Below are 13,547 nucleotides of genomic sequence, written 5' to 3'. Positions count from 1 at the left end.
CGGGACTCCGCTCAGGCCGAGTCCCGCACGATGATCCGCGCCGGCACCGGTACCAGCCCCGCCGTGTCCAGCCCCAGCGCGGTCCGCGCGGCCAGCCGGCCGTGGGCCTCCGCGTCGATGTGCACGGTGGTCAGAGCGGGGGTGCTCAGCTCGCCGTACTCGGTGTCGTCGTAGCCGATCACCGCCAGGTCGTCGGGTACGGCCAGGCCGAGGTCGTGCAGGGCGGTCAGGGTGCGCAGGGCGACGTCGTCGTCGAAGGCGGCGACCGCCGTGACGTCCGGGTGCGCCGTGCGCAGCGCGGCCACCGCCGCGGTGCCCGCCTGCCGCGGCCGGGGCACCGTGCACGGCACCAGGGGCGGCAGGCCCAGGCTGTGCAGGGTGTGTTCGGCGAACCGCCGCCTGGCCTGTGCCAGCGCGGAGTCCTCCGCCGGCAGGGCCAGCGCGATCCGGGTGTGCCCGTGCTCGGTGAGGTACCGGATCTGCAGGGCCGCGTGCGCGGCGAGGCCGTCCTTCCAGCCGCCGCCCCGGTCCTCCAGGTCGTGACCGGTCAGATACGGCTCGGCGAACCGCAGCACGGCCCGCGGGGTGATCGCGTCCAGCACCTGCCGGGTCGCCTCCGCCGAGTGCCGGCCGTGCCGGACCAGCAGGACGTGCCCGTGCGCGGCGAGTTCGTCGTCGAGGCCGCGGACGTAGCTGCGCGAGTAGTTGCCCTCCAGGCCCCGGTCCAGGTCCAGGACCACCACCCGTGAGCTGCCCTCGCGCAGGGCCCGGGCCACCCCGTGCGGGACGTAGCCGAGGTCGCGCGCGGCCTGCCGCACCCGGTCGCGGGTGGCGGCCGAGATGGTCTGGCGCGGGTCGTCGTTGAGGACGAAGCTGACCGTGGCGCGCGAGACCCCGCTGGCGGCGGCCACGTCGTTCAGTGTGACCCTCCCGGAACCGCTCATCGGCCGGCCCCGGTCCCCGCGTGCGGGCGCCCGGTCCGGGTGGCGCCGGAGGGGATCAGATGGGTCTGCGCCGCGCGGCGGAACGCCGGGAACAGGGGATGCCGGTCCCCGGCGCGGGCGGCGAGGACCACCTGGAGGGGGGCCGCGTCCTCGATGGGGACGGCGACGATGTCCGGCCGCAGGTTGCCGCGGAACCCGGCCGGCGCCAGGGACACCACCTCACCGCTCGCCACCAGCTCCAGCTTGTCCTCCAGCGTCTCCACCAGGGCGCCCAGGTTGGTGTGGCCGGGGGGATTCGCGCCGATCCGGTCGGCGCCGGTGAAGCGGGGGAGCGGCTCGTCGGCGAAGTCCGCGAGGGTGACCGAGTCCCTGCCGGCCAGCCGGTGGCCGAGCGGCACCAGGAGGACCCGCGGCTCGTCGTAGAGGACCGTGATGTCCAGGCCGTCGGCGGCGAACAGGAACCGGGTCACCACCACGTCGACCCGGTGGTCAAGGAGCGCGGCGCGCGGTTCGTTCCAGTCCACGTGCAGGGTGCGGACGTCCGCCTCCGGGTGGTGGTGGCGCAGCTCGCGCACGGCCGGGGTGACGATCTGGTGGGTGGTGTACCCGACGGTGAAGGGACCGTGCGCGGCGGCCGAGCGGGCGCTGGCGGCGGCCCGGGCGGCGGTCCGCAGCAGCTCCCTGGCCTGCGGCAGAAAGGTCTCCCCGGCTTCGGTGAGCCGGGTGCCGCGCGGGGTGCGGTCGAGCAGCCGGACGCCCAGCTCCCGCTCCAGGCGCCGGATCTGACGGCTCAGCGACGGCTGCGCGAGATGCAGCGCGTCGGCCGCGCGGCCGAAGTGCAGCTCCTCGGCGACCACGGTGAAGTAGCGCACCAGGCGCAGCTCCAGGTCCACCGGCGGTACGAAGGAATCGGGCACCCCTCGACTCTACTCCCGGCGTCCTGGCTCCCGCCGCCGTGAGCTGCGGTCATGACCGGACGGGCATCGCCGGGTACGGAACAGGTCTTGGACCCGGCCCCGGGGCCGGGCGCACGCTGAGGTCATCCCAGCAATGCACTCTCCGTGAGGTGATTCGTCATGCGTGTGTTCGTCACCGGCGCCACCGGGTTCATCGGCAGCGCGGTGGTCCGCGAACTGCTCGACGCCGGCCACCAGGTGCTCGGCCTCGCCCGCTCGGACGCGGCCGAGGCGGCCCTGAAGGAGGTGGGAGCGGAGGCGCACCGCGGCGACCTGAACGACGTCGACGGCCTGCGGGTCGCGGCGGGAGCGGTGGACGGGGTGATCCACACGGGGTACAACCATGACTTCTCCGACATGCCCGGCGCTCTCCGTACCGAACTCGACGTGCTGAAGGCCCTCGGCGACGCGCTCGCCGGGTCCGGCCGGCCCCTGGTCGTCACCTCGGTGACCGGCCTCCTCGCCCCGGGACGCCTCGGCACCGAGGAGGACACGCCCGACCCCGCGGGCCCCGGCGCCCACCGGGCCGAAGCTGAACGCTCCGCCCTGGCCCTGGCCGACCGCGGGGTGCGGGTGTCGGCGATCCGGCTCCCCCAGGTGCACGGAGCAGGCGACCACGCCTTCGTCCCGTTCCTGATCGGCGTCGCCCGCGACAAGGGTGTCGCCGCCCACGTGGGGGACGGCACCAACCGCTGGTCGTCCGTGCACCGCCTCGACGCCGCCACCCTCTACCGCAAGGCCCTGGAGACGGCGCCGGCCGGGGCCGTGCTGCACGCGGTCGCCGACGAGGGCGTCCCGCTCCGCGGCATCTCCGAGGTCATCGGCCGCCGCCTCGACGTGCCGGTCGTGTCCCTCGCACGGGAGGAGGCGTCCGACCACTTCGGCTGGATGGCGGCCTTCGTCGGCAACGACAACCCCACATCCGGCGCCGCCACCCGCGAGCGGTACGACTGGCGGCCCGCGCAGCCGGGGCTGCTGGCCGACCTCGACCAGGACCACTACTTCGCCTGACGGCCGCAGAACCTCCTGGCCGTCGGGGTCCCGAAGGTCAGCGAACCTTCGTGTCGGATTCCCGCCAGCATCGGCCGCACCCGGTGGCCGATGCTGGACCCATGCAGAAAGGGATGCAGCTCGACCGCGAGCACTGCGTACGGGCCGTGCAGTCGAAGGACGCGCGGTTCGACGGCTGGTTCTTCACCGCCGTCCTGACCACCCGGATCTACTGCCGGCCCAGCTGCCCGGTGGTACCGCCCAAACCCGAGAACATGACGTTCTACCCGAGCGCGGCCGCCTGCCAGCAGGCCGGGTTCCGGGCCTGCAAGCGCTGCCGGCCCGACACCAGCCCCGGTTCCCCGGAGTGGAACCAGCGCGCCGACCTGGTCGCCCGCGCCATGCGGCTGATCGCCGACGGGATCGTGGACCGCGAGGGCGTACCCGGCCTCGCCGCCCGCCTCGGCTACAGCCCCCGGCAGGTCGAACGCCAGCTGCTCGCCGAGCTCGGCGCCGGCCCGCTGGCCCTCGCCCGGGCCCAACGCGCCCAGACCGCCCGCCTGTTGATCGAGACGACCGCGCTGCCGATGGCGGAGCTCGCCTTCGCAGCCGGCTTCTCCTCGATCCGCACCTTCAACGACACCGTCCGCGAGGTCTTCGCTCTCTCGCCGACGGAACTACGCGACCGCCGCCCCAGGTCGGCCCAGCTCGCCCCCGGCACGCTCACCCTGCGCCTGCCCTTCCGCGCCCCCCTCAACCCCGACAACCTCTTCGGCCACCTCGCGGCCACCGCCGTGCCCGGCGTGGAGGAGTGGCGGGACGGCGCCTACCGGCGGACCCTGCGGCTGCCGTACGGCCACGGCATCGCCGCTCTCACCCCGAAGCCCGACCACATCGCCTGCCGGCTCACCCTCAGCGACCTGCGTGACCTGCCCGTCGCCATCAGCCGCTGCCGGCGGCTGCTCGACCTGGACGCCGACCCGGTCGCCGTCGACGACCAGCTGCGCACGGACCCCTTCCTCGCCCCGCTGGTCGACAAGGCGCCGGGGCGGCGGGTGCCGCGCACGGTCGACGAGGCGGAGTTCGCCGTCCGGGCCGTGCTCGGCCAGCAGGTCTCCACGGCCGCCGCCCGCACCCACGCGGCCCGCCTGGTGACCGCCCACGGCACCCCGGTGGACGACCCCGAGGGCGGCCTCACCCATCTCTTCCCGTCCCCCGAGGCGCTCGCGGACGTACCCCCGGACTCCCTGGCGATGCCCCGCACCCGCCGCACCACCTTCACCACCCTCGTCGGCCAACTCGCCGACGGCACCCTCCACCTGGGCGTCGAGAGCGACTGGTCCGAGGCGCGCGCCCGCCTCCTCGCCCTCCCCGGCTTCGGTCCGTGGACCGTCGACGTCGTCGCCATGCGCGCCCTCGGCGACCCCGACGCCTTCCTCCCCACCGACCTCGGAATCCGCCGGGCCGCCCAGGAGTTGGGCCTGCCCGGCACCCCGGCGGCCCTCACCGCCCGCGCGGCGGCCTGGCGCCCCTGGCGCGCGTACGCCGTCCAGTACCTGTGGGCGACCGACAGCCACCCGATCAACTTCCTGCCCGTATAAGGACGTTCGAGGACATTGCCGTGAAGAACCACACCGTGACCGACAGCCCCTACGGCCCCCTCACCCTGGTGGCCGAGGACGGCACCCTGTGCGGCCTCTACATGGAGGACCAGCGCCACCGCCCGCCCGAGGAGACCTTCGGCGCCCGCGACGACGACCTCTTCACCGAGACCGCGGAACAGCTGACCGCCTACTTCGCGGGCGAGTTGAAGGAATTCACCGTCGAACTGCGCCTGAACGGAACCCCGTTCCAGCGCGGCGTCTGGGAACAGCTGCGCCGGATCCCCTACGGCGAGACCCGCTCGTACGGCGAACTCGCCGAAGCCCTCGGCAACCCCCAGGCCTCCCGCGCGGTCGGCCTCGCCAACGGGAAGAACCCGGTCGGCATCATCGTCCCCTGTCACCGCGTGATCGGCGCCAACGGCAGCCTCACCGGATACGGCGGCGGCCTGCCGCGCAAGCAGCGCCTGCTGGACTTCGAACGGGGAGCGGGTCTCTTCTAACCGGCCTGGAGCGCGGAGAGCAGCTTCGGCAGGGCCGTGCCGATCGGTTCGCGGACGATCTCGTCGGCCCGGTCGTCGTACGGCGTCGGCTCGGCGTTGACGATGACCAGCCGGGCGCCGTGGTCGGCCGCGACACCCGCGAGCCCGGCGGCCGGCTGGACCTGGAGGCTGCTCCCGACGGCCACGAACACCGTGCAGGCCTTGCTGATGGCGACGGCCTCGCCGAGGACCTCAGGGTCGAGCCGCTCGCCGAACATCACGGTCGCCGACTTGAGGATGCCCCCGCACTCCAGGCACGGCGGGTCCTCCTCGCCGGCCTCGACGCGGGCGATCGCGTCCGCCATCGGCCCCCGCGCATGGCACTTCGTGCACACCACGCTGCGTGCCGAGCCGTGCAGTTCGAGCACCTTGCGGGCGGGCATCCCGGCGAGCTGGTGCAGCCCGTCCACGTTCTGCGTGATCACCCGCACCGGAACCCCGGACCGCTCCAGCTCGGCGACGGCCCGGTGCGCCGCGTTCGGCTCCGCCTGCAGGGTCCGGTTCCGATGCCGCATCTGCCAGGACCGCCGCCGGATCTCCGGGTCGCCCATGTAGTACTCGTACGTCACGAGCTTCTCGGCCTCGGGATCCTTCCGCCACAGCCCGTTGGGGCCGCGGTAGTCGGGGATCCCGGAGTCGGTCGAGATGCCGGCGCCGCTGAGGACGGCGACGAGGGGCCTGTTCATGGGGCCGAGGGTAGGACGGGCGGGCAGCCGGGGCCAGCGGTTATCGGGGGCGGCCCGGGGTGCAGACAGCCGGGGCGGCCGGGTCAGCCGACCCGGTGACCGTTCTCCAGTTCCGCCGTGCCCGCATCCGCCACGAGGACGTCCAGGGCGGCCAGGACCCGGCGGCCCAGGGAGCCCGGGAGGTGTGCGGGGAGTTCCTCCCGGGAGACCAGCCGCCAGGACAGCAGCTCCTCCTCCTGGAGCCGGATCGCCCGGAGGTCGGCGTCGGAGACGACCCCGCCGTCGTACAGGTAGGCGACGATCGGTGGCCGGCCCGCGCCGTGCACCCAGTCCACCGCCAGCAGCCGGCCCATCTCGCGGTCCAGGCCGATCTCCTCCAGGGTCTCCCGGCGGGCGCCCTGGCGCGGGGTCTCCCCGTCGTCGGACTCGACGGTCCCGCCCGGCAGCGCCCAGCCCTCCCGGTAGTTCGGCTCGACGAGCAGGATCCGTCCCTCGGTGTCCCGGATGAGCGCGGCGGCCCCGGCGAGGATCCGGGGGAGGCTCGCGATGTACGCGGCGTAAGCGTCGGTGGTGGTCACTCGGGAAGCGTAGCCAGTGCGGACTGCGCGCCGGTCCGGGCGAGGCGTACGGTGCGTGCCGCCAGGTCGCTGATGCGGGCCCCGTCGAAACCGAAGACGGCGCTGCGGACCGTGTCCTCGAGGGGGATCGTCCACTGGCCGGGGACGGCCGCCGCGCCGGTCAGCACCCCGGCCACCGAGCCCGCCGTCGCCCCGTTGGAGTCGGTGTCCAGGCCGCCGCGCACGGTGAGGGCGACGGTCCGGGTGAAGTCGCCCTCGCCGTACAGCAGTCCGGCGGTGAGCACGGCCGCGTTGGGGACGGTGTGGATCCAGCCGAGGCCGGCGGTCTCGGCGGCGACGGTGGTGAGGGTGTCCTCCCAGCCCATCCGGGCCTCGTACAGGGAGACCACCCGGCGCACGGTCCGGGCCAGGCGGCAGCCCGCCGGTACGACGGTGAGCGCCGCGTCCACCGCCTGCCGCACCGTCGGCGCGGTGAACGCCGCCGAGATCAGCGCGGCCGCCCACATCGCGCCGTACACCCCGTTCCCGGAGTGCGAGAGGACCGCGTCCCGACGGGCCAGGGTGGCGGCCCGGTGCGGGTCGTCCGGGCAGGTCCAGCCGAAGACGTCGGCGCGGATCAGGGCGCCGATCCACTCCTGGTGCGGGTTGTCGTAGGTGGCGGTGAGGGGCGGTTTCAGTCCGTTGGTGAGGTTGCGGTAGGCCGCCCGCTCCGCCGTGAAGGTCTGGAGGTACGGCAGCCGCTGCAGCCACAGCTCGCCCACCTGCTCGGTGCTGAAGCCGAAGCCGTGGGTCTCCAGGAGGTGCAGGCCGAGGATCGCGTAGTCGACGTCGTCGTCGCGGCAGCTGCCGTGGATCCGGCCGCGCACGCACTGCCGCCACTCCGGGCGCAGGGCGAGCGCGTCGCTCTCGTCGGGGGGCTCGGGGAGGTAGTCGGTGAGCGGCAGGGCGGCGGCCCGCCGCAGGTAGCCGTCGATGCGCTCCCGGGTCCACAGGTCGCCCCGCTCCACCGGTTTGCCGAGCATGTTGCCCGCGATCCGGCCGAGCCAGCCGCCGAGCACGCGGTCGGCGTAGTCGGGCCCCAGACTGGTCATGGCTGAGGTCTACCCGTTTTCGCAGACGGTTCCCAGCCGCTTCCCAGGCTTCGGGCGGGGCATGACGGCGAGGGTGTCCTCCGGTTAAGGTCACAGCGGCGCGACTGGCCTTGACGTGCGCGAGGCCCGGAGAGCAAGGGGATACAGGTGACACAGCGCGTGCTCATCGCCGCGGACAAGTTCAAGGGCTCGCTGACGGCAGTGGAGGTCGCCCAGCGGGTCACGGCCGGGCTCAGGCGGATCGTGCCCGGCGCCGACGTCGAGGCGCTGCCCGTCGCGGACGGCGGGGACGGCACGGTGGCCGCGGCGGTCGCGGCCGGCTTCGAACGCCACGAGCGTAAGGTCGCCGGGCCGCTCGGGCAGGAGGTCACCGCCGCGTTCGCGCTGCGCGGCGACACCGCGGTCGTGGAGATGGCCGAGGCGAGCGGACTGCAGCGGCTGCCCCGCGGCGTCTTCGCGCCCCTGACGGCCTCCACGTACGGCTCCGGAGAGCTGCTGCGGGCCGCGCTGGACGCGGGCGCGCGCACGATCGTCTTCGGCGTCGGGGGCAGTGCCACGACCGACGGCGGGGCCGGGATGCTGTCGGCGCTCGGCGCCCGCCTCCTCGACGCGGACGGCGAGCCGGTGCCGCCGGGCGGCGGCGGCCTCGCCGATGTGGCCCGTGCCGACCTGTCAGGCCTTGACCCGCGCCTGTCCACCGTCGACCTGGTCCTCGCCAGCGACGTCGACAACCCGCTCACCGGCCCGAAGGGCGCGCCGGCCGTCTACGGCCCGCAGAAGGGCGCCTCGCCGGACGACGTGGAGCTCCTGGACGCCGCGCTCGCCAACTTCGCGAAGGTCCTGGAGACCGAGGTCGGTCCGCGTGCCGCCGAGTACGCGGTCGCGCCGGGCGCGGGCGCGGCCGGGGGCATCGGGTACGGCGCCCTGCTGCTCGGCGCGCGCTTCCGGGCCGGTATCGACGTCATGCTCGACGTCCTGGGCTTCGCGCCCGCGCTGGAGCGGGCCACGCTGGTGATCACCGGTGAGGGTTCCCTCGACGAGCAGACCCTGCACGGCAAGGCGCCGGCCGGGGTCGCGGCCGCTGCGCGCGCCGTCGGCAAGGAGGTCGTCGCGGTCTGCGGCCGCCTCGCCCTCCCGCCACAGGCGCTCGGGCGGGCCGGGATCCGCCGTGCCTACCCGCTGACCGAGGTCGAACCGGACGTGGTGAAGTGCATCGCGGAGGCCGGGCCGATCCTGGAGCGGGTCGCCGAGCAGATCGCGCGGGACTTCCTGAGCTGAGGGCGCCTAGTCCAGCTGGGTCAGGAGCCCGTCGTCGTCCCGGTAGAAGCTGCCACTCGTCTGGTCCTCCACCCGGTGCTTGTCGAACCACTGCATGGACATGTGCTGGACCACCTTGGCGGGGCGCTCCCAGACCACAGAGTGTCCCGCGTCGGCCAGCTCGAACATCAGCTTCTTCGGTCCCGGGATCGCCTTGTACAGGCCCGGGACGGAGAACGTCAGGACATCCGGGAGCGGTGGGGCCGGCGGGGTGTTGGCCGTCCGGTCCGTCTCGCCGTAGACGATCATCACGGGCACCCGGTCACCGAGGATGTACGTGCCTGAGGCGTCCTTGAGCGGAACGGTGTGGTTGTTCCAGCCCCACCAGTAGGTGTTCCGGTACCGAAGGACGCCCTCCGCGGTGCCCCCTGGCGGTATCGGTCCCCAGGTGCTGCCCAGGGCGTCGTTGGCCATCATCGCGTCCCACACGATGTCTCCCATGTCGGGTTCCCGCTGGAGCGGGCTGGCCTGCTCCTTGTCCCAGCCGATCTTGAAGCCGGTCTTGCTGGCGACGTGCATCGGGAAGCCGAACGTGAGGGCCGGCGTGGACAGGGGCAGTACCGCGGCCTCCGAAGGACGTCCAAACGGATTCATGGCGTCGCCGGACCAGCGGCCCTTGGGCGGGAAGATCGGGGCGAGCAGGAAGAGGCTCTTGACGTTCTCGGGGTGCTTGAGAGTGTAGGGGCCCATGACAAGGGCGCCGGCGGACCAGCCGACGAAGTCGATCGGGCCGGTCGTACCGGTCTGGGTCTTGATGAACTTGACCACTGTGTCGACTTCCGCCTCCTCGCTCTCGGAGTTGCCGAGCTGGTACCCGTACGGCGGTGCGCATTTGGCTGAGAGCGGGTTGGGCACGAGGACCGACTCCTGCTGGGCAGGGTTGGCGTTGCAGGGTTGGTCCATCGGCAGCGGCCGTGGTGTCCGCCCGCTGCCCTGGAGGTCCATCAGGAACACGTCGAAGCCGTGCTGGGCCAGCTGCTGTGCCCAGCTGTACCGGATGTCGGAGCCGCCCGAACCGGGAATCACGAGGTCGAAGCCCGCGACCGCAGGCACGCTCCGGCCGTGGAGCATCAGCACGGGAGGCGGCTGCGGGCCACCGGTCTTCCGGTACTCGCGCACGAACAGCTGCACCGTTTGGCCCGGACTCGGCGGGATCGTCGGGAGCGTCGAGATGTGCGGCACGGAGTGGTCTTTCACCGTGAGTGAGGGCATGGGGGTCCTCCTGTTCGAAAAGAGGGGGGCAGTCCCCATCCCCCGAATTGGGGCAAACCCCGGTAAAGTTCAGCCCAATTCCACCGTCCTCCCCAGCCTCGCCCTGCGCAACTCGGCCGCGACCTGGGGTGGTTGACCGGTCAAAGGCCAACCCCGTGTGCACTTGAAGCCGAAACGGGTGTGGCCCGAGCCTCGAAGGCTCGGGCCACACCCGTTTCGCGTTCCGACGAGGGTCAGGGCAGCTGTGCCGCCCGCGCCTCGCGCCTGTTGTCGCGGAAGTTGTTCACCCGGCGGGCCGTGGCGAACAGCGGGATCACCGCGCCCATCACCAGCTGCAGCGCGCAGCCGGTCTGCAGGAGGAGCTGGCCGCTGGGCGCGTCGAAGGCCCAGGAGACGAGGAGCCCCATCGAGAGGACGATCCACGCGAGCATCGCGACCGCGAGGCGGCCACGCGGCTTCGGGTACTCCACCCGGCTCACCATCAGCCAGGCCGTGCCCAGGATGGCGAGAAGCGTCGCGACGAAGGGGAGTTCCAGCAGGACGATGGAGACCACCGTCAGCGCACCGAACGGGCTCGGCATGCCCTGGAACATGCCGTTCGGCGGTGTCACGCACGAGAACCGGGCGAGTCTCAGCACCACGGCGAGCAGCACGACCACCGCTCCGACCGCGGCCACCTTCTGGTACGCGTCGTCGGCCACCATGCCGTAGACGAGCACGAAGTACGCCGGCGCGAGGCCGAAGCTGATCAGGTCGGAGAGGTTGTCCAGTTCCGCGCCCATGGGGGAGGAGCGCAGCTTGCGTGCCACCAGGCCGTCGAACAGGTCGAAGACCGCCGCGCAGAGCATGAGGATGACCGCGGTCGCGGCGCTGTGGCGCGCCATGCCGGCCGACTGGTCGTCCCCGGTGAGGTGCGGGATCAGGATGCCGGTGGTGGTGAAGTACACCGCCATGAAACCGCACGTGGCGTTGCCGAGCGTGAGGGTGTCCGCTATCGAGAGGCGGAGAGAGAGCGGCATCTCCTCCTCGTCGTCGCCGATCTCGTCGGCCTCGGGCACCCAGCCCGCCTGGGTCTCAGGATCAATCACGGTCAATGCGAGTCACCCCAGCCACGGTCTTCTGGCCGACCTCGACCGCGACCTCCACGCCCTCCGGCAGGTAGATGTCGACGCGCGAGCCGAAGCGGATCAGACCGATGCGGTCGCCCTGCTCGACCTTCGTGCCCTGCGGGACGTAGGGGACGATGCGGCGGGCCACCGCGCCGGCGATCTGGATCATCTCGATGTCGCCGAGTTCGGTGTCGAAATGCCAGACTACGCGCTCGTTGTTCTCGCTCTCCTTGTTGAAGGCGGGAACGAAGCCACCGGGGATGTGCTCCACCGACGTCACCTCGCCCGCGAGGGGCGCGCGGTTGACGTGGACGTTGAGCGGGCTCATGAAGATCGCGACCCGGGTGCGTCCGTCCTTCCACGGCATGATGCTCTGCACCACGCCGTCGGCAGGGGAGATGACACGGCCCTGGGCGATCTCCCGCTCGGGGTCGCGGAAGAACCACAGCATGCCCGCCGCGAGCGCGGTGGCGGGCAGGGCGACGGCCTTGGCGGCGCCGGAGCGACGGGCGCGCAGGAGGCTGACGGCTGCGGTGGCGACGGTCGGGAGAAGCCACGGCGATGCTCCGCGCGCGAGGCGTACGCCGGCCAGGCTGTCTCGATGTGCAGAGGTTTGGCTGTGGGGCATGGATGACCTTCGTAGCGGATGATGCCGCGCGGGAAATGGGGACGGCGGCTTTCCGGGATCGTACCGGTCGGGGGCCGCAACTGGGCAAGCCAGGAAGCCGAGTCGGCGGCCGAAGACCGTTGACGGGGTGTGATCTTCTTCTCGAAGAAAACACCCCGTACCGGGACAATCAGCCCTGGAATCGATACTCTTCGAGCAACCTTCGCCCGATGATCATTTTCTGGATCTCGGCGGTACCTTCGCCGATCAGCAACATGGGCGCCTCACGGTAGAGACGTTCGATCTCGTACTCCTTGGAGAAGCCGTAGCCGCCGTGGATCCGGAAGGCGTCCTCCACGACCTCCTTGCAGTACTCGGAGGCGAGGTACTTCGCCATCCCGGCCTCGAGGTCGTTTCGTTCCCCGGAGTCTTTTTTGCGTGCAGCGTTGACCATCATGGCATGCGCGGCCTCGACCTTGGTGGCCATCTCCGCCAGCTTGAACTGGATGGCCTGGTGCTGGGCGATCGCCTTGCCGAAAGTGTGACGCTGCTGGGCGTACCGGACGCCCAGTTCGAACGCACGCTGCGCGACACCGCAGCCACGCGCCGCCACGTTGACGCGACCGACCTCGACCCCGTCCATCATTTGGTAAAAACCTCGGCCGGTGGCCCCGCCGAGCACCCGATCGGCCGGGACCCGCAGCCCGTCCATGATCAGCTCGGTGGTGTCGACGCCCTTGTAGCCCATCTTGTCGATCTTGCCCGGGATGGTGAGGCCGGGGCGGACCTCGCCGAAGCCGGGCTCCTTCTCCACCAGGAAGGTCGTCATCGACTTGTGCGGGGCCGTGCCCTCGGGGTGGCCTTCGTCACTCCGCACGAGGACGGCCACCAGGGACGACGTCCCGCCGTTGGTCAGCCACATCTTCTGGCCGTTCAGGACGTACTCGTCGCCGTCCTTCACCGCCTTCGAGGTGATCGCAGACACGTCCGAGCCGAGGCCCGGCTCCGACATCGAGAACGCGCCCCGGATGTCGCCGGCCGCCATCCGCGGCAGGAAGTGCTCCTTCTGCTCCTGCGTGCCGTGCTGCTTGAGCATGTACGCCACGATGAAGTGCGTGTTGATGATCCCGGAGACGGACATCCAGCCCCGGGCGATCTCCTCGACGCACAGCGCGTACGTCAGGAGGGACTCGCCCAGGCCGCCGTACTCCTCGGGGATCATCAGGCCGAACAGGCCGAGCTCCTTGAGGCCGTCGACGATCTGCTGCGGGTACTCGTCGCGGTGCTCCAGCTCGGTGGCGACCGGGATGATCTCCTTGTCCACGAAGTCGCGGACGGTGGAGAGGATCTCCTGCTGGACGTCGGTCAGACCGGCGGTCTGGGCGAGACGGGCCATCGCTTACTTCCCCTGTTCCTTCAGCTCGGGGCGGCCCGGCTGCTCGCCGCCGCGCTCCTTGATGTACGTCTCGGTCGGCACCATCACCTTGCGGCGGAAGATGCACACCAGCGTGCCGTCCTGCTTGTAGCCCTTGGTCTCGACGTAGACGATCCCGCGGTCGTCCTTCGACTTGGAGGGCCACTTGTCGAGCACGGTCGTCTGGCCGTAGATCGTGTCGCCGTGGAAGGTCGGCGCCACGTGCTTGAGCGACTCGATCTCCAGGTTGGCGATCGCCTTGCCCGAGATGTCCGGCACGGACATGCCCAGCAGCAGCGAGTAGATGTAGTTCCCGACCACCACGTTCTTGCCGAAGTCCGTCGTCTTCTCGGCGTAGTTCGTGTCCATGTGGAGCGGATGGTGGTTCATGGTGAGGAGACAGAACAGGTGGTCGTCGTACTCCGTGACCGTCTTTCCGGGCCAGTGCTTGTACGTCGCCCCGACCTCGAACTCCTCGTACGTGCGTCCGAACTGCATCG

The 13,547-nt window shown here is 71.8% G+C and carries 14 protein-coding genes; 4 read left to right on the top strand and 10 right to left on the bottom strand.

The window, feature by feature from the left end; all coding sequences use genetic code 11:
- Positions 1-11: 11 nt before the first annotated feature.
- Together ACFY6U_RS01155 and ACFY6U_RS01150 are read right to left on the bottom strand one after the other, a co-directional pair.
- On the bottom strand, positions 12-911 hold the full coding sequence (locus ACFY6U_RS01155; RefSeq protein WP_390034456.1) for a LacI family DNA-binding transcriptional regulator: 900 nt from the start codon (positions 909-911) through the stop codon (positions 12-14).
- 29 nt (positions 912-940) lie between these two features.
- On the bottom strand, positions 941-1,861 hold the full coding sequence (locus ACFY6U_RS01150) for a LysR family transcriptional regulator (protein ID WP_390034455.1): 921 nt from the start codon (positions 1,859-1,861) through the stop codon (positions 941-943).
- A gap of 159 nt (positions 1,862-2,020) precedes the next feature.
- On the opposite strand from ACFY6U_RS01150, the gene ACFY6U_RS01145 reads away from it, so the two are divergent.
- The 3 genes from ACFY6U_RS01145 to ACFY6U_RS01135 all read left to right on the top strand — a co-directional run bounded on the left by ACFY6U_RS01145 (position 2,021) and on the right by ACFY6U_RS01135 (position 4,994).
- Positions 2,021-2,911, top strand: coding sequence for an SDR family oxidoreductase (locus ACFY6U_RS01145; RefSeq protein ID WP_390034454.1), 891 nt, complete (start codon positions 2,021-2,023; stop codon positions 2,909-2,911).
- Positions 2,912-3,024: 113 nt separating this feature from the next.
- Positions 3,025-4,491: an AlkA N-terminal domain-containing protein gene (locus ACFY6U_RS01140; RefSeq protein ID WP_390035171.1), complete on the top strand. Its 1,467-nt coding sequence runs from the start codon at positions 3,025-3,027 to the stop codon at positions 4,489-4,491.
- A gap of 20 nt (positions 4,492-4,511) precedes the next feature.
- Entirely contained in the window at positions 4,512-4,994 is a 483-nt protein-coding gene (locus ACFY6U_RS01135; RefSeq protein ID WP_390034453.1) for a methylated-DNA--[protein]-cysteine S-methyltransferase, read from the top strand.
- Here the strand turns inward: ACFY6U_RS01135 and ACFY6U_RS01130 are convergent.
- From ACFY6U_RS01130 to ACFY6U_RS01120, 3 genes are all read right to left on the bottom strand, one after another.
- Entirely contained in the window at positions 4,991-5,719 is a 729-nt protein-coding gene (locus ACFY6U_RS01130; RefSeq protein WP_390034452.1) for an NAD-dependent deacetylase, read from the bottom strand. The genes ACFY6U_RS01135 and ACFY6U_RS01130 overlap by 4 nt on opposite strands.
- A gap of 83 nt (positions 5,720-5,802) precedes the next feature.
- Positions 5,803-6,297 (bottom strand): NUDIX domain-containing protein, encoded by a 495-nt coding sequence (locus ACFY6U_RS01125; RefSeq protein ID WP_390034451.1) that lies wholly within the window; start codon positions 6,295-6,297, stop codon positions 5,803-5,805.
- Entirely contained in the window at positions 6,294-7,388 is a 1,095-nt protein-coding gene (locus ACFY6U_RS01120; RefSeq protein ID WP_390034450.1) for an ADP-ribosylglycohydrolase family protein, read from the bottom strand. The genes ACFY6U_RS01125 and ACFY6U_RS01120 overlap by 4 nt, the downstream gene beginning before the upstream one ends.
- Before the next feature lie 159 nt (positions 7,389-7,547).
- On the opposite strand from ACFY6U_RS01120, the gene ACFY6U_RS01115 reads away from it, so the two are divergent.
- A complete protein-coding gene (locus ACFY6U_RS01115; RefSeq protein WP_390035170.1) occupies positions 7,548-8,666 on the top strand; it encodes a glycerate kinase in 1,119 nt (372 codons plus the stop codon).
- 6 nt (positions 8,667-8,672) lie between these two features.
- Here ACFY6U_RS01115 and ACFY6U_RS01110 read toward each other — a convergent pair whose 3' ends face one another.
- The 5 genes from ACFY6U_RS01110 to ACFY6U_RS01090 all read right to left on the bottom strand — a co-directional run bounded on the left by ACFY6U_RS01110 (position 8,673) and on the right by ACFY6U_RS01090 (position 13,545).
- Positions 8,673-9,917, bottom strand: a complete 1,245-nt coding sequence (locus ACFY6U_RS01110; RefSeq protein WP_390034449.1) for an alpha/beta fold hydrolase — start codon at positions 9,915-9,917, stop codon at positions 8,673-8,675.
- Positions 9,918-10,150: 233 nt separating this feature from the next.
- A complete protein-coding gene (gene pssA / locus ACFY6U_RS01105; RefSeq protein WP_294001429.1) occupies positions 10,151-10,975 on the bottom strand; it encodes a CDP-diacylglycerol--serine O-phosphatidyltransferase in 825 nt (274 codons plus the stop codon).
- A gap of 22 nt (positions 10,976-10,997) precedes the next feature.
- Positions 10,998-11,654, bottom strand: a complete 657-nt coding sequence (locus ACFY6U_RS01100) for a phosphatidylserine decarboxylase (RefSeq protein ID WP_294001328.1) — start codon at positions 11,652-11,654, stop codon at positions 10,998-11,000.
- Between the two features lie 169 nt (positions 11,655-11,823).
- The gene (locus ACFY6U_RS01095) at positions 11,824-13,029 is read right to left on the bottom strand and encodes an acyl-CoA dehydrogenase family protein (protein WP_390034448.1); all 1,206 of its coding nucleotides are present in this window, start codon (positions 13,027-13,029) and stop codon (positions 11,824-11,826) included.
- Between the two features lie 3 nt (positions 13,030-13,032).
- Positions 13,033-13,545, bottom strand: coding sequence for a MaoC family dehydratase (locus tag ACFY6U_RS01090; protein ID WP_351959935.1), 513 nt, complete (start codon positions 13,543-13,545; stop codon positions 13,033-13,035).
- Positions 13,546-13,547: the final 2 nt, after the last annotated feature.

The organism is Streptomyces sp. NPDC013157 (assembly GCF_042899865.1).
Taxonomy (GTDB): domain Bacteria; phylum Actinomycetota; class Actinomycetes; order Streptomycetales; family Streptomycetaceae; genus Streptomyces.
Note: the sequence above shows the minus strand (reverse complement) of the source record. Positions and strands in the feature narration are given on the sequence as shown.